The organism is Streptacidiphilus carbonis (genome assembly GCF_000787775.1).
Classification (GTDB): Bacteria; Actinomycetota; Actinomycetes; order Streptomycetales; family Streptomycetaceae; genus Streptacidiphilus; species Streptacidiphilus carbonis.
This window is the reverse complement of record NZ_BBPM01000090.1, coordinates 1-21,787: the sequence shown is the minus strand read 5'-3', so window position 1 is coordinate 21,787 and position 21,787 is coordinate 1. Positions and strand designations below refer to the sequence as shown.

The 21,787-nt window shown below is 72.8% G+C and carries 26 protein-coding genes; 10 read left to right on the top strand and 16 right to left on the bottom strand.

Annotated elements, in window-relative coordinates; translation table 11 throughout:
- The 13 genes from TR46_RS35660 to TR46_RS42915 form a co-directional block, all read right to left on the bottom strand.
- The coding region (locus tag TR46_RS35660; protein ID WP_042410780.1) for a LysM peptidoglycan-binding domain-containing protein at window positions 1–1,073 on the bottom strand (1,073 nt) is incomplete at its 3' end.
- A 30-nt stretch (window positions 1,074–1,103) separates the two neighbouring features.
- Window positions 1,104–1,559, bottom strand: coding sequence for a TadE/TadG family type IV pilus assembly protein (locus TR46_RS35655; protein WP_236655675.1), 456 nt, complete (start codon window positions 1,557–1,559; stop codon window positions 1,104–1,106).
- 77 nt (window positions 1,560–1,636) lie between these two features.
- Window positions 1,637–2,062, bottom strand: a complete 426-nt coding sequence (locus tag TR46_RS35650; RefSeq protein ID WP_042410779.1) for a TadE/TadG family type IV pilus assembly protein — start codon at window positions 2,060–2,062, stop codon at window positions 1,637–1,639.
- 68 nt (window positions 2,063–2,130) lie between these two features.
- Window positions 2,131–2,553 (bottom strand): TadE family protein, encoded by a 423-nt coding sequence (locus TR46_RS35645; protein WP_084719226.1) that lies wholly within the window; start codon window positions 2,551–2,553, stop codon window positions 2,131–2,133.
- The gene (locus TR46_RS35640) at window positions 2,553–2,813 is read right to left on the bottom strand and encodes a hypothetical protein (protein WP_042410777.1); all 261 of its coding nucleotides are present in this window, start codon (window positions 2,811–2,813) and stop codon (window positions 2,553–2,555) included. The genes TR46_RS35645 and TR46_RS35640 overlap by 1 nt, the downstream gene beginning before the upstream one ends.
- Window positions 2,814–2,815: 2 nt before the next feature.
- Window positions 2,816–3,703: a type II secretion system F family protein gene (locus tag TR46_RS35635; protein WP_052433398.1), complete on the bottom strand. Its 888-nt coding sequence runs from the start codon at window positions 3,701–3,703 to the stop codon at window positions 2,816–2,818.
- The gene (locus tag TR46_RS35630; protein WP_052433397.1) at window positions 3,703–4,635 is read right to left on the bottom strand and encodes a type II secretion system F family protein; all 933 of its coding nucleotides are present in this window, start codon (window positions 4,633–4,635) and stop codon (window positions 3,703–3,705) included. The genes TR46_RS35635 and TR46_RS35630 overlap by 1 nt, the downstream gene beginning before the upstream one ends.
- Window positions 4,632–6,167, bottom strand: a complete 1,536-nt coding sequence (locus tag TR46_RS35625) for a TadA family conjugal transfer-associated ATPase (RefSeq protein WP_084719225.1) — start codon at window positions 6,165–6,167, stop codon at window positions 4,632–4,634. Before TR46_RS35625 ends, TR46_RS35630 begins: the two co-directional genes overlap by 4 nt.
- On the bottom strand, window positions 6,164–7,267 hold the full coding sequence (locus tag TR46_RS35620) for a CpaE-like family protein (protein ID WP_063770743.1): 1,104 nt from the start codon (window positions 7,265–7,267) through the stop codon (window positions 6,164–6,166). Before TR46_RS35620 ends, TR46_RS35625 begins: the two co-directional genes overlap by 4 nt.
- A complete protein-coding gene (locus TR46_RS35615) occupies window positions 7,267–7,956 on the bottom strand; it encodes a flagella basal body P-ring formation protein FlgA (protein ID WP_042410776.1) in 690 nt (229 codons plus the stop codon). The genes TR46_RS35620 and TR46_RS35615 overlap by 1 nt, the downstream gene beginning before the upstream one ends.
- A gap of 14 nt (window positions 7,957–7,970) precedes the next feature.
- Window positions 7,971–8,996, bottom strand: coding sequence for a hypothetical protein (locus TR46_RS45205; protein WP_042410773.1), 1,026 nt, complete (start codon window positions 8,994–8,996; stop codon window positions 7,971–7,973).
- Window positions 8,990–9,592 (bottom strand): hypothetical protein, encoded by a 603-nt coding sequence (locus tag TR46_RS42920; RefSeq protein ID WP_161790265.1) that lies wholly within the window; start codon window positions 9,590–9,592, stop codon window positions 8,990–8,992. Before TR46_RS42920 ends, TR46_RS45205 begins: the two co-directional genes overlap by 7 nt.
- Window positions 9,593–9,711: 119 nt before the next feature.
- Window positions 9,712–10,494, bottom strand: coding sequence for a hypothetical protein (locus tag TR46_RS42915; RefSeq protein ID WP_161790264.1), 783 nt, complete (start codon window positions 10,492–10,494; stop codon window positions 9,712–9,714).
- A 95-nt stretch (window positions 10,495–10,589) separates the two neighbouring features.
- Between TR46_RS42915 and TR46_RS38635 the strand changes: the two genes are divergently transcribed.
- From TR46_RS38635 to TR46_RS35580, 4 genes are all read left to right on the top strand, one after another.
- Window positions 10,590–11,027, top strand: coding sequence for a pyridoxamine 5'-phosphate oxidase family protein (locus TR46_RS38635; RefSeq protein ID WP_052433395.1), 438 nt, complete (start codon window positions 10,590–10,592; stop codon window positions 11,025–11,027).
- 55 nt (window positions 11,028–11,082) lie between these two features.
- Window positions 11,083–11,538, top strand: a complete 456-nt coding sequence (locus TR46_RS35590; protein ID WP_042410771.1) for a MaoC family dehydratase — start codon at window positions 11,083–11,085, stop codon at window positions 11,536–11,538.
- 114 nt (window positions 11,539–11,652) lie between these two features.
- Window positions 11,653–12,822, top strand: coding sequence for an MBL fold metallo-hydrolase (locus tag TR46_RS35585; protein ID WP_052433394.1), 1,170 nt, complete (start codon window positions 11,653–11,655; stop codon window positions 12,820–12,822).
- 25 nt (window positions 12,823–12,847) lie between these two features.
- A complete protein-coding gene (locus tag TR46_RS35580; RefSeq protein ID WP_052433393.1) occupies window positions 12,848–13,342 on the top strand; it encodes an SRPBCC family protein in 495 nt (164 codons plus the stop codon).
- Between the two features lie 25 nt (window positions 13,343–13,367).
- Here TR46_RS35580 and TR46_RS35575 read toward each other — a convergent pair whose 3' ends face one another.
- Window positions 13,368–14,609: an acyl-CoA dehydrogenase family protein gene (locus TR46_RS35575; RefSeq protein WP_042410769.1), complete on the bottom strand. Its 1,242-nt coding sequence runs from the start codon at window positions 14,607–14,609 to the stop codon at window positions 13,368–13,370.
- Window positions 14,610–14,706: 97 nt separating this feature from the next.
- On the opposite strand from TR46_RS35575, the gene TR46_RS35570 reads away from it, so the two are divergent.
- Window positions 14,707–15,309, top strand: coding sequence for a TetR/AcrR family transcriptional regulator (locus tag TR46_RS35570; protein ID WP_084719224.1), 603 nt, complete (start codon window positions 14,707–14,709; stop codon window positions 15,307–15,309).
- Window positions 15,310–15,420: 111 nt separating this feature from the next.
- On the opposite strand, the gene def is transcribed toward TR46_RS35570, so the two are convergent.
- On the bottom strand, window positions 15,421–15,975 hold the full coding sequence (gene def, locus TR46_RS35565; RefSeq protein WP_042410767.1) for a peptide deformylase: 555 nt from the start codon (window positions 15,973–15,975) through the stop codon (window positions 15,421–15,423).
- Window positions 15,976–16,066: 91 nt separating this feature from the next.
- Here def and TR46_RS35560 point away from each other — a divergent pair, with 91 nt between their 5' ends.
- The 5 genes from TR46_RS35560 (at window position 16,067) to TR46_RS35540 (ending at window position 21,621) form a co-directional block, all read left to right on the top strand.
- Window positions 16,067–17,323, top strand: a complete 1,257-nt coding sequence (locus tag TR46_RS35560) for a MurT ligase domain-containing protein (protein WP_042410765.1) — start codon at window positions 16,067–16,069, stop codon at window positions 17,321–17,323.
- Between the two features lie 18 nt (window positions 17,324–17,341).
- Entirely contained in the window at window positions 17,342–18,073 is a 732-nt protein-coding gene (locus TR46_RS35555; RefSeq protein WP_042410764.1) for a type 1 glutamine amidotransferase, read from the top strand.
- A 311-nt stretch (window positions 18,074–18,384) separates the two neighbouring features.
- Window positions 18,385–19,410 carry a 6-phosphofructokinase gene (locus tag TR46_RS35550; RefSeq protein WP_042410762.1) on the top strand — a complete coding sequence of 342 codons (1,026 nt, stop codon included), beginning with the start codon at window positions 18,385–18,387 and terminating at the stop codon, window positions 19,408–19,410.
- Window positions 19,411–19,538: 128 nt separating this feature from the next.
- Entirely contained in the window at window positions 19,539–20,549 is a 1,011-nt protein-coding gene (locus TR46_RS35545) for a 2-hydroxyacid dehydrogenase (RefSeq protein WP_042410760.1), read from the top strand.
- A 112-nt stretch (window positions 20,550–20,661) separates the two neighbouring features.
- Window positions 20,662–21,621: a cytochrome c oxidase assembly protein gene (locus tag TR46_RS35540; RefSeq protein ID WP_236655674.1), complete on the top strand. Its 960-nt coding sequence runs from the start codon at window positions 20,662–20,664 to the stop codon at window positions 21,619–21,621.
- Here TR46_RS35540 and TR46_RS35535 read toward each other — a convergent pair.
- On the bottom strand, window positions 21,588–21,787 hold a 200-nt coding region (locus tag TR46_RS35535), incomplete at its 5' end, for a TetR/AcrR family transcriptional regulator C-terminal domain-containing protein (protein ID WP_042410757.1). The two genes, TR46_RS35540 and TR46_RS35535, sit on opposite strands and share 34 nt — an antisense overlap.

Below are 21,787 nucleotides of genomic sequence, written 5' to 3'. Positions count from 1 at the left end.
GTGGGGGCCGGGTCGTGGGTGGGCGCGGCGGAGTGGGTCGGCGGGGGTGTGGTGGGCCGCGTCGTGCTGGGCGGGGCAGTCGTGGGCGGAACGGTGCTGGGTGGAGTGGCGGAGGGCGGAGTCGTGGTCGGCGGCGCGGCCACCGGCGCGGTGGTGGTCGGCGGGGCCGATGCCGTGGACGGGACCGTCAGCACCATGCCCGGCTCGATCACGTCCGGGTTCTCCAGCCGGACGCCGTCCGGCGCCTCGGCACCCTTGTTGGCGGCGAACAGGGCCGGCCACTCGTCGGCGTTGCCGAGCTCGCGCTGGGCGATCGCGGAGAGGGAGTCGCCGGCCTCGACCTTTACCTCAGCGTCAGTGTTGGCCGTCGGCGGGGTGACCGGTGACGTGGCGTCAGCGGGCATCAGCAGCACCCAGCCGGGCTGGATCGGACGGTCCGCGTCGAAGCGGCGTCCGGCCGCGTCCATGACGCGGCCCTGGTTGAGCCGGGCGATCTCGTGCCAGCGCGCCCCCGAGCCCAGCCGGCTCTCGGCGATGCTCCAGAGGCTGTCGGCCGGGCGCTCGTTGCGGACCGTGTAGGTGGGCGGCTCGGGCTTGGGCGCACTCGTCGACGAGGCGGCCGAGCCGATCCCGGCGTGCACGCCCTGAGCCGCCGTCACCGCGACCGGGGCGTGCGCGCCCACCGTGGTGGTGACCGAGGCCGGGGCCGCGGCGAGCGCGGCCCCGGCCGTGGGGAGCAGCGCCAGCACCGCGCCGACCAGCGTGCCCGCCATCCGCTGGCTCCAGCCGAGCGCCAGGATCCGCCGGGCGCTGCGGCCGCGCAGCTGCGCCGGGATCTCGACCACGACCGAGACGGCGAAGCAGAGCCAGGCCAGCCAGCCGATGACCACCAGGGCCCAGAGGAAGAGGTTGCCCTGGTCGGGTTGGGTCAGCAGGTCGACGATGCCGGAGTTGGCCGGGTTTCCCGAGCGGGTGACCGCCAGGGTGCCGACGGCGAGGACCCCGGGCAGGCCGACGAGCAGCAGGGCGAGGGCGACGAGTGCGGTGAGGCCTCGCAGCAGGAGACGGAGCATCAGGGCTACTCCACGGTGAGGGCGGTGGGGTCAGGGGGCGGTGGTGCTGCTGGTTGCCGGATCGGGGACGGTGGTCCCGGGGACCAGGCGGGCGCTGCCGTGTCCGCCGACGGTGATGTCGCCGAAGCCGAACAGGCTGAGCATGACGGTGTGGTAGGTCATGGTCACGTTGACGGTGATGGTCCGGTCGTCGGCCACCGGTGTGCCGGTGACCCCGTTGGCGCCCAGGTAGGCGTTGGCGGCGTTCTCGGCCGCCCGGGGGTCCAGGCGGATGCCCTTGCCCTGCAGCAGCGCGGCCTGGTCGATCTGCTGGCCTCCGGCCCTGGCCGCCTCGTCCGCGAGGGCGTCGGCGCGCTCGATCGCCCGCAGCCGACCGCCGCCGTCGAGGACCAGGCCCGACAGCATCAGCAGGGCCGCCGCGCAGATAGCCACGAAGATGGACAGCGCTCCGCGCTCGGTCGCGTCGACCGCCGGCGTCGGCGTCACTGTCTCTGTCTCTGTCGGCGTCACTGTCGGCGTCACTGTCGGCGTCACTGTCGAAGTCTGTGTCGGTATCGGTGGCGTCATCGGGTCTGCGCCCGGTAGATGTCGAGGACGGAGGTGAAGGTGCTGGTCTCGGTCGTGGAGCCGGGCAGGCCGGGGACGACGAGGTCGCTGAGCGGGACGACGCAGGTCACCGTGACCGCCACCGAGCCCGCCTGCCCCTGGGTCTGCGGGGTGAAGTCGACATTGATCGACTGCTGCCCCCGGCAGGCGACCCCCTCCTGGTCGAGCGTGGCCGCCGCCGACTCCTCGGCGGCCTGCGTGGCGGCGCCCGGGGTACGGGTCAGTGAGGCGCTGCGCGCGGCGTCGCGAGCCGCCGCGTCGACCACTCCCTTGGTGGTCTCGACCCGGCCCGCGGCGATGACCAGCAGCAGGAACAGGAGGATCGCCGGGACCAGGATGGCCGCCTCGATCGCGATGCTGCCCTGGTCCTGGTCGACTGCCATCCCGGCTCCTCCCTTCTTCACCGTGCTGTGGTCTTCACGGTGCTGTGGTCTTCACGGTGCTGTGGTCTTCACGGTGCTGTGGCCGGTACGAAGCGCTCGACCGGGGCGGTGACGGTCTGGGTGATGCGGATCCCGGGAAGGAACGGCAGCAGCGACTGGGTCCGCACGGTCACCGTGGAGGTAACGGTGGTGTCGGAGGACGTCACGCTGACGTTCCGGTCCGTCAGCCCGCTGCCCACCCGGTCCAGGAAGCTGTTCGCCTGGGTGTCCCCGGCCGCCGGGTCGGCCCGGAAGAGGCGCTGCGCCTCGCTGCCCTCGCGGGCGGCGGTCAGGGCGATCTGGCGGTCGTACCACCACAGCGCGCCCTGGACCGTGAGCAGGATCAGCACCAGGACGGACGGGAAGACCAGAGCGAGGCTGATGGACATCGCGCCGGCGTCCTTGCGGGACGCCGTCCCGGTCCTCCGCGGCTCCCTGGAGAATCGGGGCATCAGTTCCCTGGGTCCTTGATCTTGCCGGACTCCGTGGTGACCAGACTCTTGATGGCGAGTACCACCATCGCGGCGGCCGCGATCAGCACGATGACCAGCAGCGCCAATTCGATGCTCAGCGCGCCCTTGTCCCTTTCCTCGCGTGCGGCGGACACCCGTCCGACGCGGTAGCGCAGGTAGTGGACACCCGGCAGCAGTGACTCCGGCACACCGGGGCCGCCTTCTTCGATGTAGGTGCGTACGCGCTTGGCGGTCAGCATGGTCAGCCTCCGTGGAACATCTGGTAGATGGCGGGAAAGGCGATCAGAAAGGTCATCAGGGTGACGAGCGCCGACCCGGGCGCGACCATCCGCTCGCTGTCGACATTCGCCCGGTCCAGGTCGTCGGTGAGCAGTTCGGCACGCAGGTTGCGGGCGCGGGCGCGCAGGGCGCGGTAGACGGCGGCGCCGTCGGTGCCGGAGATCCGCATGATGTCGGCAAGGTCCTGAAGGGGTGTCAGCGCCAGCTCCACCGAGAGGGTCTCCAGGCCGTCCCAGGGCGGCAGCCGGTCCAGCGCGGCCCGGTCCAGGGTGTCCGAGATGCGGCGGAAGACGGTGCCCCGGCCGACCCGGGCCGCCCGGTGCAGCGCCTCGGCCGGTCCGCAGTCGGCGGCCCGCTCCAGCGCCACCAGTTCCAGGTAGGCGGCGATCCCGTGCAGGTACTCGACCTTCGCCTCCTTGGCCTCGCTGCGCACCACGACGTCGGGGACGAACCACAGTCCGGCGGAGAGCACCAGCGACCCCAGCACGGGCACCGCGATCGGCAGTGTGCCGCCCATCGCGCTGTAGCCGAACTGCAGCAGCGGCGGCATCAGCAGCCCCAGCAGCGAGAACATCGCCTTGTGCGCCATGAACAGCGCCGGGGTGCGCCCGATCAGGGCAAGTTCCCGCACCGGGATCTTCACGCCCGGCAGGCCCAGTAGCCGCCTGCCGATCCGCTCCCCCAGGTCCGGGTCGCCGTCGCGACCGTCACCGGCCCGGGGCCGGACCGGTTCGCGGTGCAGCCGCTCCAGCGCCGAGCCGAGGTCCGGTGGCGCCGGGCGCAGTTCAGCCGCCAGGACGGCGAGGCCGATGCCGAGGGCGGCTCCGGCGAGGATCAGCCAGGTCAGCATCAGGGCACCTCGCTGGAGGCCAGGTCCGCGGGCAGCTCGCTGTCCGGCACCGGGGCATTGGGTGCGCGGCCGGTACTGCTGCGCCGGTCCGGCTCCAGGAAGCGCGGGGTGGGCTTGTGGCTGGCGAGACTGCGCATCCACCAGATCACCGCGAAGAACGCCAGCCCGATCAGCACCAGGACGAGCTGGCCGACCGCGGACCGGTAGGGCGCGGTGTAGGAGTGGTTGAACGAGCCGACCACGATGACGCCCAGAATGATCATCACCATCCACCGCACCGTGGCCCGGTGCTTGGCCCGGTCCGCCTCGATGGTCCGGCGCTGCCGCACCTCCTCCCGTACCGACTCGGCCAGGTCGGCGAGCGCGCCGGCCAGGCCCGGCCCCCGGTCGGCGACGCGCAGCAGCAGGGCCGCGAGCACCTTGTCGGCGGTGGAGTCGTTCAGGTCGTCGGCGAAGGCGCGCAGCGCCTCCTCCGGGGCCCACCGGGACTGGAGCCGCCCGACCAGGTCGGTGATCTGGCGCTCCAGCGCGGCCGGGGCGGTGCGGCGGCTGGTGACGATGGCCTGTTCCAGGCCGACGCCGAGCAGCAGCACGTCGGCCAGGCGCTGGGTCCACTCGGCCAGCGCCTCCAACTGCTCGATCCGGCCGGTGTGCGAGCGGGTGGAGGCGAGCAGCCAGGGCACCAGGAAGACCAGCGCGGGCAGCAGCAGGCCCATCAGCGGGACGCCGGTGTAGAGCCAGGCCCCGGCACCGGCCGCCACCGCGATGACGACCTGGATCCGCCGCCGGGCAAGCTCCCGGGCCAGCCGCTCGCTGCGGCTGCCGCCCGGGCGGTACTGCTCGGGCCTGGGCTCGCTGCCGCGCAGGAACCAGACCAGCGAGACCAGTCCGGCCGCCAGCGCGGCGCCGCAGAGCATGTAGAGCAGCGTCACCACGCACCTCCGGCCTTGACCCGCAGGTCCAGCGGTCTGCCCCAGGCCCCGTGCGGGCTGTCCAGCAGCCGGGCGTCGAAGCCGACCCGGCGCAGGTCGTCCAGGCAGGCCGGCGGGGTCTGCGGGACGGCGCGCTCCTCCGCTCCTCTCGGGCCGAAGATGCTGTTGAGGGCCGGCCGGCCGCGCTCCCCCATGCCGACGACCTCCAGGACGTGCGAGACGAAGCGGTGCCGCCGGCCGCCGATGGGGGTCTCGTCGAGCATGGTGACGTGGACGACGAAGTCCAGGGCGTTGGCGGTGAGCCGGTAGGCCAGGGTGTCGGTCATCTGCGAGCCGTACTCCAGGCAGAGTTCGGCGATGCGGTCGATGACCATGTGCGGTGTGCGGGCGTGCAGGGTGCACATCGAGCCGCCCTCGCCGTTGGTCATCACCCGCAGCATCGGGACGACCTCGGCGGAGCGGACCTCGCCGACGATGATGCGGGTCAGCGTCATCCGCAGCGCCGCCGGGATCAGCTCACCGATCGTCAGCTCCCCGGCCGAGCGGCCGTCGACGCGTTCGCCGTTGCCCTCGCGCGCCTCCATCGGCACCACCTGGCGCAGATGGCCGAGGGTGTGCAGCCACAGCTCGTACTCGGACTCCAGGGTGCCGACCCGCTCGTCCGGGGGGATCTCCCCGGCCATGGCGCGCAGCAGGCTGGTCTTGCCGACGCCCTGGGTGCCGGTGATCATCACATTCTTGCGGGCCCGGATCGCGGCGGCGAGGAAGGCGGCCAGGGTGCTGTCGATGGTGCCCATGGCCACCATGTCGCCGAGGGTGGCGCTGGCGATGCGGTGGCGCCGGATCGCGACATAGGGACGGGGGGTGACCCCGGTCATCGCCTGCAGCCGCATCCCGCCCTCCAGCCGCAGCGCGAGGGTCGGGCTGGAGATGGACAGGCTGCGTTCACCGCCGCCGTGACGGCGGGCCAGGTCCTGGAGCAGCTCGATGAGTTCCTCGTCGCTGTCGGCCACCGGCGGGACCTGGCGCAGCGGTTGGTGGGCCTTGGAGATCCAGACGTCGTCGCAGCCGTTGACCAGGATGTTCTCGATCTCCGGGTCGTCCAGGTAGGGCTGCAGCCGGCCGGCGCGGAACAGCAGGTCGTAGACGGCTTCGGCGAGGGCGCGGTCCTCCTCGCGGGTCGGCGGTGCGCCGTGGGTGAGGGCGTAGGTGTCGGACCAGCGGGCGACGGCGTCCTCGATCAGGGCCCGGCCGCGCTGGCGCCTGGTGGCCGGATCGGCGGGGGTGCCGCGCTGGTCGTCGAGCAGCGTGAGCTGCTCGTGCAGATCGGCGGCGACCTGGCGCTTGAGCACCCGGGCGACCTGCGGGTCCGGGGCGGGAGCGGCGGCGAACGGCGAGACGGTGGGCGGGACCGCTGCCGCCGGGGACGGCGGTGCGGGGGCCTGCGGCGTGGGCAGGACCGGGTGCTGGACCGCGGTCGGCGACCAGGCGGTGGACGGGGTGCCGTTGGGCGCGGCGTGGCGGGAGGTCATCGCGCGCCTCCTGCGGGTGCGGCCGGCTGCCGGCGCGGCTCCAGGTCCTGGCCGGGGCCGGTGGGCCCGCCGGGGGTCGGCGGCGCGAACGGCTGCGGTACGGGCTGGCGCGGCGCGAAGCCGGCCAGCGGGGCCGGTTCGGGCTGCGGCTGGTACTGCGGTTGCGGTGCGGGCCGGGGTTGGGGCTGGGGTCGGGGCTGTGGCTGTGCGTGTGGCTGCTGCGGCTGGTAGGGGCCGGGCTGCGGGTACGGCACCGTCCGCGGCGGCGCGGTCGGCTCGGCGGCGGGCGCCTGCGCGGGGGCCGCCGCACCGGGGCCGAGCCGCAGTCGCCGACGGCCCGTCAGCAGCCGGACCTCGTCCGCCGTCGACCGCACCGCGCGCATCAGCGCCGAGCGCACGAACCGCCGGTCGCCGCTGTCGCCGCCGTCCGACAGCACCCGTGCGCTGCGCGGCTCGTAGGGCAGCAGGCCCAGCACCGGAGCGCCCAGCGCCCGGCCGACCTCGGCCGCCGCGTAGGGGCCCTCGTGCACCAGGACCAGGCCCAGCGCGTCGGACCCGGTGCCGTTCGCGTCCAGGTCGGCCGCGAGCGCGGCCACCCTGGGCCTGGCCGCGCTCAGCCCGCGCAGCGTCGTCCGGACGGTGACCAGGACCGCGTCGGCGCGCCGGACCATCGGTGCGGAGGGGCCGTGGGCGCCGTTGCGCCCCAGGTCGACGATGACGTCGCAGTCGGCCGCGTCCAGATCGTGGCAGGCCGCCACCAGCGGCTCCCAGGTGTAGGCGAGGCCGGGGGCCTGCGCCGGGTCGGTGAGGCCGGGCAGCAGCAGCCGGTCGCCGGCACCGTCCTGGGAGAGGTCGACGAGCTGCTCCCACAGCGTCTCGGCCAGTCGCCCGCGCCGGTCCGCGACGGCGAGGTGACGCAGTCCGTAGCCGGCGTCCAGCCGACCCTCCAGGGCTCCGGCGAGGACCGCGCCGCCGTCCGGGTCGCACTCCAGCAGCACCACCCGGCGGCCCTCGGCGAGCGGCCAGGCGAGCAGCAGCGCCAGTGCCGTGGTGGTGGCGCCCGGGGCGCCCGGGCCTCCGCTGATCGCGACGACTGCCATCAGCCGCTCCCCTTGGCCGCCAGCAGCAACGCGAACTTCCCGCTGGCCGCCAGATCGGCCACGGCCGCACCCTGCGCGGACGGGACGGCGAGGTCCACGACGACCGTGCCGTCGCTGTCCGCGGGCCCGATGTCGACCACGGTCGCGGTGAGCGCGCTCAGCCCGGCCCCGGCGGAGGCACTGCCGCTCGACCCGCTGCCGGCCGCGGACGGGGTCGCCACCAGCACCACCCGGGCGCCGGGCTGCAGCTTGGCGGCCGGCAGCTGGGTGTGCTTGGTCGCGATGCCGACCACCTGCTGGCCCGACTGCACCAGCGGGGCGCTGGTCAGGTCGCTGCTGGTGAGCAGGGTGCCGGCCTTGAGGTCGGCGGTGGCCCGCAGCCCGACCACATGGCTGTTGACGGAGAGCGGCTGCAGCGCGGGGTCCAGCGGGATGTGGGCCTCCGTCAGGTCGGCACCGGTGATCGCCTGCCCGGCCGGGACGTTGCGCGCCAGCGCGATCACGGCGACGCGTTTGCCGGTCGCCGTGTAGAGCGCGGCGCCGCCGAGGCCACCCGCGGCGATCAGCGCGACCGCCAGCGCGAGCACGGCCGGCCGCCGCCTTCTCGCCCCGCCGATGCGGTAGGGGGCCGGAGCGCCCGTGGCGAGCGGTGGGCGGGTGGCCGTGAGCGGGCCCGTCGGGGTATCCACGGTGCGGTCGCCTCTCAGGAGTTCTTGGTCGGCTGGTTGAGTACCTGGAGCTCGTCGACCCGCAGGTCGGTGGCGATTCCGGGGACGGGGTCGATGTCGTAGTCGCCCGCGGCGACGACACCGGGGGTCGTCGTCTCCCAGTGGACGTGCCAGGTGACCGTCGCGGTGATGGCGTAGGACCCGGGCGCCTTCGAGGACGGCTGGGTGTAGGTGTAGCCGCAGTCCGGTGAGGGCTTGGCGCCGTCCGCGGGGGCGTAGGCGGTGCCCGGGGAGCCGGCGCACTGCGCCACTCCGCCGTCGCCCATGTCCCAGGTGATCCCGGTGGCCCACACCTGCGCCTCCACCGTGAGCCCGGAGTCGGTCGCGGTGGCCTCGGCCTTCGGCAGGCCGTCCTTGGTGGCCCAGGGGTACGCGCCGTCCGCCCGTCGGGCGGTGTCGATCCAGAGCCAGATCGGCGCACCCACCAGGGCCGGGCTCGCAGTGGCGGCGGGGGCGGTGTGCACCACCGGATGTGCGAGGTGGATCTTGGCCAGCGCCTCGTCGGCCACTTCGGCCGGAGTGACCACGGCCGGCACCGCCGGGGCCGTCGGGAGGTATATCTCGACGGAGTCGCCCGCCGCCTGGTTGGAACAGGTACGCAGATAGACCGCGCCGCCTGCGCCCGGTGCCTTGCCGCCCCAGAGCGGGTCGCCGGCCGGCGGCTGCGGTTGGACCAGCATGTAGTAGCAGCCGTCGTTGGGATCCAGCTCGCCGTACTGGTTGCTGCAGGGGACGACCGCGCTCTGGTACACACAGACCTGCTTGCCCCCGGCTCCGCCGCCTCCGCCGCCTCCGCCCCCGGCGGTGGAACCCGCCGAGGGGGGTGTGCTGGCGCCGATGCAGATCCAGTCGACGGCGCAGGGCCCGGGGGTGGCGGCCGCGGCTCGGGCGCCGTGCAGCCACAGCGGCGAGGACAGCGCCAGCACCAGGGCCGTGAGCAGGGCAGCCCAACGCCGGTGACGGACCGTCGGCGACCGCGGCGCCTCCCCCGGCCTCAGCACGACTGCCCCGTCTCGTCATGGACCTCGGAGATCATCCAGATCCCTCCCACGGTGCGGGCAGTCGCGGTCACCCGGTAACGCGTCAGCCGATGGGCCGGATCACGCAGTTGACGGGTCTTCTGGTCGATCTGGTGCCAGTCGGTGATGTCCAGGCAGTCCTGGACGGTCGCGCTCTGCGTCCCGCCGGACCCGGTGGCGCCGCTGACTCCGGTCACGGTCGGGCTGTTGTGCGGAGCGCCCGACATCTTCAGCCCGGCCTGGTTCAACCGCTGCGAATCGGTGTAGGCGCCGCTGAGCGCCGGTCCGACGGAGTACGTCTGCAGCCCGCTGCCGGTGACCACCCCGCTGTCCAACGCCTTGACCTGCGCCGCCCAGTAGCCCGCGTAGGCGCGCAGGACCAGCACCGCCGCTGTACTGGTCGGCGCAGCCGACACCGCGGCCTGCACGGAGACCCCGGCGGACGGTTCCTGTCCGGCGGTCTGCGCCTGGCTCGGCAGGGTCTGCACGGTGCCGCCGGACGAGCATGCGGCCAGGCCGGCAACGGCGAACGCTGCGGCAGCGGCGATCGCGGCACCACACCGCAACGTCCTACCCATGTGTCGCATTGATGCCCCCTCGCCGCGTACTCCCCAGGTGGCGATGAATCAGCACACTATTCCTCGAATGCCGCCATGTCCTGAGTGTGGCTGATTTTCTCGTTAACGAAATGTGCACGTCAATCACTTGGGTACGACTGTTCCCCTGCCGTATCCCTGAGCACCCCCCGCAGTACCGCGCGGTTGCGCAGCAGCAGCCTGGACGCGGCCGGCGGTCCGAGCCAGCGCGAGCCGGGGGCGTCCCGGGCCTCCAGGGTGCTGTGCAGCGCCGCCGGGTCCAGCACCGCGGGCTGGCCCGGCAGCCCCTCCCGTACCGCCCGGTCCAGCAGCGCGGCGAAACCGCCCGCCGTGGCCGTGACCGCGCCCACGCCGGTGACCGCGCCCGGGGTCCCGGAGCGGCCCCACCTGGGTGGCACGTACGGCTGGAGCCGGCCCCACAGCCGGACCCCGACCGCGTCGAAGGCCGCGCTCGCCCAGGCCTCGGCGCCCACCACCGCGTCGACCACCAGCAGCGACTCCCCCCGGGCCGCCCCGGCGCCGTGCGCCAGCGCGCTGACCACCCAGTCCCAGGCCAGCCCGCGCCCGTGCGCGTTGTCGCGCCCGCTGCCCGCCGTGACCAGCACCGGGCGTCTGCGCCGGACGTCCCAGGTGAATTGGCCGCCCAGATAGACCACCAGCAGCCTGCTGTCCCGTTCCACGGCCTCCTTGACTGCGGTGAGCAGCGTGTTCGCGTCCGCGTCCGGCGGAACCGCGGTGACCTGGCAGCGCCCCGTCCCCGCGTCGAACATCGTCCCCTTGACCACCTGCGCGAACAGCTCACCCCCTGCGGCCGCCCCGACCGATCCCGCGAAGGCACGCTCCTCGGGGCACTCCGCCCCCAGCAGCACCAACTCCACCACCATGCCCACTGCCCCCCATCAACGGATGCCCCTTTCCCATTCCTGAGCAGGACTATGTGCCCTACCCCCGACGAGTTTCCGACAGCAGACTCGAACACATGGACCCGATCGACCTTCCCGACGCTTCGCACGCGACCATCGGCGCGGACGAGTGCCTGCGCCTGCTGTCGCGCGGCGCACTCGGCCCGCTCGGCCGGATCGTCTACACCCGGCATGCGCTGCCGGTGGTGCTGCCGGTCCGCTTCGGCCTGGACTTCTCCGGCGCACTGACCGTCGCCGTCCCCGGCGGCAGCGGTCTGGCGGCCGACCTGGACGGCTCCGTGGTGGCGCTGCACGTGGACAACCTCGGCCAGGACGACAGCAGCCAGGACGACAGCGGCCAGGACCGCACCGGCGCCGCCGTCTCGGTGATGGTGCACGGCACCGCCCGCGCCGTCCCGGACGGCACCGCGCTGCGGCTGGTGCCCGAGCTGGTCAGCGGCCTGCGGCTGGAGCGCGTGCCGGGATCAGGACCGGTGGGGTCGGCGGACAAGTGACCCGCCAGTAGCTGTAGCCTCCACCCAACACCGGACGTGCAGGAGGAGTGTCAGTATGGCGACTTTCGCATCGCTCGCCGAGTTCACCGCGGCCGTGGGCACCGAGCTGGGCAGCAGCGAGTGGCTCACCGTCGACCAGGACCGGATCAACCTCTTCGCCGAGGCCACCGGTGACCACCAGTGGATCCATGTGGACCCGGAGCGCGCCGCGTCCGGCCCGTTCGGCACCACCATCGCGCACGGCTATCTGACGCTGTCGCTGATCCCGGTGCTGGTCAAGGAGTGCTACAGCATCGAGGGCGGCATCCGTATGGCCGTCAACTACGGCTCCGACAAGGTGCGCTTCCCGGCTCCGGTCCCGGTCGGCTCCACCATCCGGGCGACCGCCGAACTGGTGTCCGTGGACGAGGTCCCCGGCGGTGTGCAGGCCGTCGTGCGGGTCACCGTCAGCGGCAAGGACGGCGGCAAGCCGCACTGCGTCGCCGACACCATCACCCGCTTCTACGCCTGACGGCGGTTCAGCAGCGGCGATCCCCGTGCCGACGGCGGAACGACTGCCGAGCCGTCGACGCCGGCCGCGGGTACGCTTCCCGGGAATCATGGATTCCTCGTCCTAGGAGGCGCTGTGCCCGGAATCGGCGGCTGGGCTGTCCTTCCGCTGCTGAGGCCCCCCGCGGCCTTCGGCGCGGAGCCCACCGGGGAGCGTCTCGCGCGGATCCGCCGCTCCCCGCACTTCGTGGACGGCGCGTTCCGCAACCCCGTCGCCACCCGCCGACTGGCCTCCGGAGCCTTCCCGGGGGCCCTGCGGGCCGGGCTGGCGAAGAAGCGCAGCCGCCCGGCGCAGGCCGTCCCGGTGCACCGGCTGACCGCCGCCGAGCTGGCGGTGCCGCCCGCCGACGGGCTCCGGCTGACCTGGATGGGCCACGCCACGGTGCTCGCCGAGATCGGCGGGCGGCGGGTGCTGTTCGACCCGGTCTGGGGCGAGCGCTGCTCGCCCTTCGCCGGCTTCGGACCGCGCCGGCTGCACCCCAACCCGATCCCGCTGGCCGAGCTCGGCCCGATCGACGTGGTCGTCGTCTCGCACGACCACTACGACCACCTGGACATGGCCGCGATCCGGGTGCTGGTCCGCTCCGGCGCGGACTTCGCCGTCCCGCTGGGGGTGGGCGCGCACCTGGAGCACTGGGGCGTCCCGGCGGGCCGGATCACCGAACTGGACTGGCACGAGTCGGCGCGGATCGCCGGGCTCACCCTCACCGCGACCCCGGCCCGGCACTACTGCAGCCGGGGTGCGCGGACCAGCCGCTACCAGTTGTGGGCGTCCTGGGTGGTGCAGGGCGGCGGGCACCGGGTCTTCCACAGCGGGGACACCGGCTACTTCCCCGGCTTCGCCGAGATCGGGGCCGTGCACGGGCCCTTCGACGCCACCATGGTCCAGGTCGGCGCCTACAGCGAGTTCTGGCCCGAGGTCCACATGACCCCCGAGGAGGGCGTCCGCGCCCACGGCGACCTGACCGGCGAGAGCGGCGCGGTGCTGCTGCCGATCCACTGGGGCACCTTCGACCTGGCCCCGCACGCCTGGGACGAGCCCATCGAGCGCACCCTCGCGGCCGCCGTCCCGCTCGGGCACACGGTGGCCACCCCGCGCCCCGGCGAGCCCTTCGAGCCGGGCGCGGACACCGACTTCCGCCCCTGGTGGCGAGCCGTCGCCGCCCCGCCGGACGGCTCCGAGGAGGCGACCGGGACCACCCTCACCGCGGCCGGCTCGGCGGAGCCCGAAGGCGTCCCGGTCTGAGCCCAGCTAAGGAGTCAGCCAGCCCATGAGCGCAGCAGAGTTCGTCTACCAGATCTACATCCGGACCAGCCCGGAGCGCCTCTACCAGGCGCTGACGGACGCCGAGGCGGCCCAGCAGTACTTCGGCGGCTGGGGGCCCAAGTCCGACTGGCAGGTCGGCTCCCCGGTGCTCTGGAAGATGGGCCCGGACGGCGGGTACGAGGACCTCGGCCAGCACGTGATCGCCGCGGAGCCGGGCCGCCGGCTCGCCTACAGCTGGCACCGGGTGCTGCCGATGCACCGTGAACTCTTCGCCTCGGACGAGGAGTTCAAGGCGGCCCACACCGAGAAGTCCCGGGTCTCCTTCGACATCACCCCGGCCGAGGTGCCCGCCCTGGGGGTGCTGCTGACCCTCACCCACGACGGGTTCGACAGCCCGGAGAGCACGATGCTGGCGGGGATCAGCAGCGGCTGGGTGATGATCCTCTCGTCGCTGAAGACCATGCTGGAGGATGCCCAGCGGACGCAGCAGCGGCCGTAGCCGGCCTCCCCGCAGCCACCCGCACCTACCGGATCGGCAGCCCCGACAGGGTGCGGGCGATGACGAGGCGCTGGATCTCGCTGGTGCCCTCGAAGATGGTGAAGATCGCGCTGTCGCGGTGCATCCGCTCCACCGGGTACTCGCGGGTGAAGCCGTTGCCGCCGAGGATCTGGATGGCCTGGGCGGTGACCCACTTGGCGGTCTCGCCCGCGTAGAGCTTGGACATCGAGCCCTCCGCCGAGGTGAACGGCTTGTTGTTGCTCGCCATCCAGGAGGCACGCCAGACCAGCAGCCGGGCGGCGTCGATCCGGGTGCGCATGTCGGCGAGGGTGAAGGCGATGCCCTGGTTGTCGATGATCGGGCGGCCGAACTGCTCGCGGGTCTTGGCGTACTCCAGGGCCACCTCGTACGCGGCCCGGGCCACCCCGACGGCCTGCGCGCCGACGGCCGGACGGGACGCCTCGAAGGTGGCCATCGCGGCGTTCTTGACCTTCTCGGTGCGCTCGCCCCGAGCCGCCGCGGCCGCGCGCTCGCGGGAGCGGGCCAGCCGCTCGTCCAGCTTGTCCTTGCCGCCGAGCAGGCAGTCGCCGGGTATCCGGACGTTGTCGAGCACCACCTCGGCGGTGTGCGAGGCGCGGATGCCGTGCTTCTTGAACTTCTGGCCCTGGCTCAGCCCGGGGGTGTTCGGCGGGACCACGAAGGAGGCCTGTCCGCGCGCCCCGAGGGCCGGGTCGACCGAGGCGACCACGACGTGGACGTGGGCGATCCCGCCGTTGGTGGCCCAGGTCTTGGTGCCGTTGAGCACCCACTCGTCCTTGGCCTCGTCGTAGACCGCGCGGGTGCGCATCGCCGCGACGTCCGAGCCGGCGTCCGGCTCGGAGGAGCAGAACGCGGCGACCTTGACGTCGTCCGGGGTGCCGAACATCTGCGGGGCCCACAGGCCGACCTGCTCCGGGGTCCCGTTGGCGACCACGCCGATGGCGGCCAGCCCGCTGCCGACCAGGGACAGGCCGATGCCGGCGTCGCCCCAGAACAGCTCCTCCATGGCGATCGGGATGCCGAGGCCGGTGGGGTCGAAGGACTGGGTGGCGAAGAAGTCCAGGGAGTAGATGCCGACCTTGGCGGCCTCCTGGATGACCGGCCAGGGGGTCTCCTCGCGCTCGTCCCACTCGGCGGCGGCCGGACGGATGACGTCGGCGGCGAAGCCGTGCAGCCAGTCGCGGACGGCGATCTGGTCGTCGTTCAGGTCGAGGGTGAAGCTGGACATGATGCGTGGGCTCCCCGGCAGGTCAGGCGTGATGGTGCGTGTTACCTTCGGTAACTGGGTGCCAAGTCTGTTACTCATGAGTAAGGAATGTCAAGGAATGCCGACCGCCGACCGCCGCAGCGAACTCCTGGACGCCGCCGACCGCGTGGTGCGCCGGGACGGGCCCCGGGCCAGCATGAACACCATCGCGGCCGAGGCCGGCATCACCAAGCCGATCCTGTACCGGCACTTCGGCGACAAGAACGGGCTCTACCGGGCGCTGGCCGAGCGGCACACGGCGGGGCTGATCGAGGCGGTACGGGGGGCGCTGGCGCTGCCGCTGGAGCGGCGGGACCGGGTGGAGGCGGTCATCGACACCTACCTCGCCGCGATCGAGGCACGGCCTCAGGTGTACCGCTTCCTGGTGCACCCCGATCCGGCGGCGGACGGGCTGTCCCCTGCGGGACCGCTGGCGCCGGCGCTGCGGATGATCGCGGAGGAGCTGACGCGGGCGGTGCGGGACCAGGTGGACCTGGGGCCGGACAGCGGGGTGCTGGCGGCGGCATGGGGGCAGTCGATCATGGGGATGGTGCTGGCGGGGGGCGACTGGTGGCTGGAGGAGCGGCCGTTCTCGCGGGAGCGGATGGTGCAGACGTTGGCGGACCTGTTGTGGGGGCGGCTCGCTGCGGCGGGTGAGCGGCCGACGGCGGGGAGCCATTGAATGCGTTGGTGACGGTTTGTTCGGCGCTCCGGTTGTTGATGGCTGTTCGCGCAGTTCCCCGCGCCCCTGTGTCCGTGGGCGGCTGGGCGCGGGGGGGACGCTCGGGCCCGCTCAGGTGGCCCGGTGGTACCAGTCGGCGCGGGCGGCTTTCCGGTCGGCGCGGAAACGGGTGAGCCCGGTGAGGCGGTTGAGGAAGACGGTGCCGTCGAGGTGGTCGGACTCGTGCTGGAGGCAGCGGGCGAAGAAGCCGGTGCCTTCGATCTCCAGGTCCGCGCCGGTGAGGTCCTGACCCCGTACCAGGGCGCGGTCCCAGCGCGGGGTCGGGGCGCGCAGGCCCGGGAGGGAGAGGCAGCCCTCCTCGCCGCGCACCTGGACACCGTCGGCCTCGACCAGGACCGGGTTGACCAGGTGTCCCAGATGGCGGACATCCTCGTCGTCCGGGCAGTCGAAGACGAACACCCGCAGTCCCACCCCGATCTGATTGGCCGCCAGTCCCACCCCGTCCGCCGCGTACATCGTCGCGAAGAGGTCCTCGACCAGACGTTCAAGCTGGTCGTCGAAGGTGGTGACGGTGGCGCAGGGGGCGCGGAGCACCGTCTGCGCCCAGGGAACGACCGGGTGCACGGTGCCGTTGCTGCCGGGGATACGGGGACGCGTTCGAGCCATGAGCAGGAGCCTAGGCGTGATGCTGCTGCTTGGCGGAATCGGCCGTGCCGGTAGGCTGAGCGCGTCTGTACACAGGAGGAGAGCGACCAGGATGCCAGCGAACCCCGAGCCGGCCGGCCCTTCGGCCACACTGCCCCCGCGTGCCAAGCTCGCCGTGACGGCCGGCAAGGTCGCCGCTGCGGTCTCGCGGACGGCAGGTCGCGGCAGCGGTTCTGTGATCGGCGGCAAGGTCGCCCTGCGGCTCGACCCGGACCTGCTGCGCAGCCTGGCCGAGAACCTGGACGTGGTGCTGGTCTCCGCCACCAACGGCAAGACCACCACGACCCGCCTGATCGCCGAGGCGCTGAAGGCGGCAGGTCCGGTGGTCTCCAACGCGCTGGGCGCCAACATGCCCGCCGGGATCACCTCGGCCCTGGCCGACGGCAGCGACGCCCGCTTCGGCGTCATCGAGGTCGACGAGAAGTACCTGGTCGGCGTCGCCAAGGACACCGCCCCCAAGGCGATCGCGCTGCTCAACCTGTCCCGGGACCAGCTGGACCGGTCCTCGGAGACCCGGATGCTCGCCGAGAGGTGGCGCGAGGGCCTGCAGGGCACCGAGGCTGTCATCATCGCCAACGCCGACGACCCGCTGGTCACCTGGGCGGCCTCCTCCTGCCGCAAGGTGGTCTGGGTGGCCGCCGGGCAGGCCTACCGGGAGGACGCCTGGTCCTGCCCCAGCTGCGGCGGCGTGATGCAGCGGCCCGGCGAGGACTGGTTCTGCCCCTCCTGCGGCTTCCGCCGCCCGCAGCCGCACTGGGCGCTGCAGGGCGACCACGTGGTGGACCCGCAGGGGTCGGGCTGGCTGATCCAGCTTCAGCTGCCGGGCCGGGCCAACCTCTCCAACGCGACCAGCTCCGCCGCCGTCGCCGCCGTCTTCGGGGTGCACCCGCAGATCGCGCTGCAGCGGATGCAGGCGGTACAGGCCGTCGCCGGGCGCTACGAGTCGGTGCAGTTCGGCGGCCGCGAGGTGCGGCTGCTGCTGGCGAAGAACCCGGCCGGCTGGCTGGAGACCTTCACCCTGATCGACCAGCCGCCGGCGCCGGTGGTGCTCTCGGTGAACGCGCTGTCTGCCGACGGCACCGACACCTCCTGGCTGTGGGACGTCGACTACGAGCGGCTGGTCGGCCACCCGGTGTTCGTGATGGGCCAGCGCAAGCTGGACCTGGCCGTCCGGCTGGAGGTCGCCGGGGTGCACTTCCAGGTGGTCGACTCGCTGGCGCAGGCCGTCGCCGCGGCGCCGCCCGGGCGGATCGAGGCCATCGCCAACTACACCGCGTTCCAGCAGCTGCGCCGCGACGTGCGCGGCTGACGAAGAGGAATCGACTTCATGAGCGAGAGCGCACTGCGCCTGGTCTGGGTCTACCCGGACCTGCTGAGCACCTACGGCGACCGCGGCAACGTCCTGGTCGTGGAGCGGCGGGCCCGCCAGCGCGGCCTGGACGTCGCCAGGATCGACGTGCGGTCCGACCAGCCGATCCCGACCAGCGGGGACATCTACCTGCTGGGCGGCGGTGAGGACCGGCCGCAGCGGCTGGCCGGCGAGCGGCTGCGGGCCGACCCGGGGCTGGGCCGCGCGGTGGAGAACGGCGCCATCGTGCTGGGCGTCTGCGCCGGGTACCAGATCATGGGCCACGAGTTCATCGACGACATGGGCCAGCGCACCCAGGGCCTCGGCCTGCTGGACGTGTGGAGCACCCGCGGCGAGGGCGCCCGCAGTGTCGGCGACATCCTGGCCGAGCCCGACCCCCGGCTCGGTCTGCCCACCCTGACCGGTTTCGAGAACCACCAGGGCGTCACCCACCTGGGCCAAGGGGTATCCCCGCTGGCCCGGGTCAGCGTCGGCGGCGGCAACGGCACCGGCGACGGCACCGAGGGAGCCTGGCGGGACACCGTCTTCGGCACCTACCTGCACGGTCCGATCCTCGCTCGCAACCCGAGCGTGGCGGACCTGCTGATCAAGCTGGCGCTGGACGTCAGCGCACTGCCGCCGGCCGACAACACCTGGTACGACGCACTGCGCGCCGAGCGCATCGCGGCCGTCCAGCAGCCGGCGCAGTAGGCGGAGGCGAGAGAGCCGCACATCACTGCGTGCCGCCCGTCAGGGCGCAGGGCCGCACCCGTCAGGGGCGGGCGGCACGCGGAGCAGGACCCTCCCCACGCGGGACGGCGAAGGAGCCGACCCGCGTCCGCCCAGCCTGACCGGAGGCTGATGGGCGGTATCATCACGATGGGGTAAAAAGTCCGATTTGCCACACCTTCATACAGGCGAAACGTTCACGTTGATCCCCCGTGGGCCGACCCCTGTACGGTGGGCGGGTTGTCGGGCGCTGAAGTCCGGTCGTTCCGGTTCTGCTCGGGAGTTGCAAAGCGATGCGTATTGGTGTGCTGACCAGCGGCGGAGACTGCCCCGGTCTGAACGCCGTGATCCGCTCCGTGGTCCACCGCGGCGTGGTGGACCACGGCGACGAGATCATCGGATTCGAGGACGGCTGGCGCGGTCTGCTGGAGGGCCAGCACCGCGAGCTGACCCTGGACTCCGTCAGCGGCATCCTGGCCCAGGGCGGGACGATCCTCGGCTCGACCCGGGTGCAGCCCAGTCATCTGCGCGACGGCGTCGCCCGCGCCAAGGCCTACTGCCAGGAGATCGGCCTCGACGGCATCATCCCGATCGGCGGCGAGGGCACCCTCAAGGCCGCCCGGCTGCTCTCCGACGGCGGACTGCCGATCGTGGGCGTGCCCAAGACCATCGACAACGACATCGCCTGCACCGATGTCACCTTCGGCTTCGACACCGCGGTCTCGGTGGCCACCGAGGCGCTGGACCGGCTGAAGACCACGGCGGAGTCGCACCAGCGGGTCATGGTGGTGGAGCTGATGGGCCGCCACACCGGCTGGATCGCGCTGCACGCGGGCATGGCGGCCGGCGCGCACGCCATCATCGTGCCCGAGCGCCCCTTCAACATCGAGCGGGTCACCGCCGTGGTGCGCGAGCGCTTCGAGCGCGGCAAGAAGTTCGCCATCGTGGTCTGCGCCGAGGGCGCCAAGCCCGAGCCCGGCACCATGCACTGGGAGGAGGGCAGCGTGGACATCTACGGCCACGAGCGCTTCACCGGTGTGGCCACCCAGCTGTCCATGGAGCTGGAGCACCGCCTGGGCAAGGAGGCCAAGCCGGTCATCCTGGGCCACGTCCAGCGCGGCGGCACCCCCACCGCCTACGACCGGGTGCTGGCCACCCGCTTCGGCTGGCACGCCGTGGAGGCCGTGCACAAGGGCGCGTTCGGGCACATCACCGCACTGCAGGGGACCCAGATCAACCTGGTCCCGCTGGCCGAGGCCGTCGCCGACCTGAAGACCGTCCCGGCGGAGCGCTACGCCGAGGCCGAGACCGTCATCTGACCGGGGAGCCGTCCCGTCGACGGGACGGTACAGGGACAGGACGGCACAGGACAGGACGCCGCAGGGACAGAGCTCCGCAGGGCCCCCGCCGGAGTGCCGGACGGGGGCCCTCCGCTTAGCGTGGCCGCATGGAGATCCTTGCCTACGGCGTGCAGGCCGACGAGAAGCCGCTGATCGAGAAGGCCTTCGCCGGCCGCCACCCGGTGCACTGCCTGGAGATCTTCCTCAACGCCGACACCGCCCCGCTCGCGGCCGGCCACGAGGTCATCAGCACCAGCGTCAACGCCGACCTGGACGCCTCCGCACTGCGGATCCTGGCGGCCGGCGGGACCAGGATGATCGCCCAGCGGTCCACCGGCTTCAACAACATCGACCTGGCGGTGGCCGCCGACCTCGGCCTGACCGTGGCCCGGGTCTCCTACTACTCCCCCTACTCCGTCGCCGAGTTCGCCTGGACCCTGGCCATGGCGGTGAACCGGCGGATCACCCGGGCGGCCTCGCGGACCCGGGAGTTCGACTTCCGGCTGGACGGCCTGATGGGCCGGGACATCCACGGGATGACGGTGGGCGTCATCGGCACCGGCAAGATCGGCGAGTGCTTCGGCCGGATCGCCCACGGCTTCGGCACCACCCTGCTGGGCTGGGACGTCGCCGAGAACCCGGACTGCCTGGAGCTGGGCCTGGAGTACGTCCCGCTGGACCGGCTGCTCACCGAGTCCGACCTGGTCAGCCTGCACGTCCCGCTGCTGCCGGACACCCACCACCTGATCGACGACACCGCGCTGGCCCGGATGAAGCCCGACGCGCTGCTGATCAACTCCAGCCGCGGCGGCCTGGTCGACACCGCCGCGCTGGTGGAGTCGCTGCGCTCGGGCCACCTCGGCGGGGTCGGCCTGGACGTCTACGAGGAGGAGACCGGGCTGTTCTTCTTCGACCGCTCGCTGGAGGTGGTCACCGACGACACCCTGGCCCGGCTGATGACCTTCCCCCAGGTGCTGGTCACCTCGCACCAGGCCTACTTCACCCGGACCGCGGTCTCGCAGATCATCGACGCCACGGTGGCCAATGTCGAGGACTTCCTGGCCGGGCGCGCCAGTGAGAACACGCTCATCCCCAGCGCCGAAGGAGGGCCGCGCTGAGTGACCGTCAGCACGGGGGGCGGCGGCGAAGGACAAAAGGGGCAGTCCTACCCTGGTCGGGTAGCACAGCGGCTTGCGAATGTGCGCCACGATCAGGAAAGCAGGACAGCAGATGGGTGACATGCCGGGGATGCCGGGCATGGGGCACGACCTCCCGCCGCTGACCCTGGGCCGGGCGCTGGCCCTCGATCCGTCCGCGGACTGGCCTTTCGTCGTCGGCTGCGTGCTGATGCTGGGCCTGTACCTGGCCGGCGTGGTGCGGCTGCGCCGCCGCGGCGACAGCTGGCCGATGGGCCGCACCGCCGCCTGGGTGCTGGGCACGGCCACCGTCGCCCTGGTCACCTGCACCCGGCTGAACGCCTACGGGATGCAGCTGCTCAGCGCGCACATGCTGCAGCACATGGTGCTGTCGATGCTCTCGCCGATCATCCTGCTGCTGGGCGCGCCGATCACGCTGGCGCTGCGGGCGCTGCCGGCGGCGCGGGGCCGGCTCTCCCCGCGCGACCTGCTGGTGTCGCTGCTGCACTCGCGCTACGTGAAGGTCGTCTCGCACCCGGCCTTCACCCTCCCGCTGTTCATCGCCAGCCTCTACGGGCTCTACTTCACCCCGCTGTTCGACTTCCTGATGCGGTCCCAGGCCGGGCACACCGTGATGATGCTGCACTTCCTGGGCGTGGGGCTGCTGTTCTTCTGGCCGATCATGGGCGTCGACCCCGGGCCGCACCGCCCCGGGCACCTGATGCGGATGCTGGAGCTGTTCATCGGCATGCCCTTCCACGCCTTCTTCGGCGTCGCCGTGATGATGGCGTCCGGGCTGATGGTGACCTCCTACGCGCACCCGACGGCCTCGCTGAACGTCAACCCGCTGAGCGACCAGCACCTGGCCGGCGGGCTCGCCTGGGCGTTCAGCGAGATCCCGACCTTCATCGTGCTGATCGCGCTGACCTTCCAGTGGGCCAAGTCGGAGGAGCGGGTGTCGCGCCGCAAGGACCGCACCGCGGACCGCGACGGCGACGCCGAACTCAACGCCTACAACGCCTACCTGGCCTCGCTGGAGCGGCGCTCGGCCTGAGCGGCCAGCCCGGACAGGATCACGTCCAGGCCGAAGTCGAACCGCTCGTCCCCCTCGCTCCGGGTCAGCTCCGGGATCATCGAGAGCAGCGCCGGATAGCGCTCCTGGGGCAGTGCGGCGAAGTAGGCCCGGATGCCGTCCATGTACTCCTCGCCCATCCCCGCCC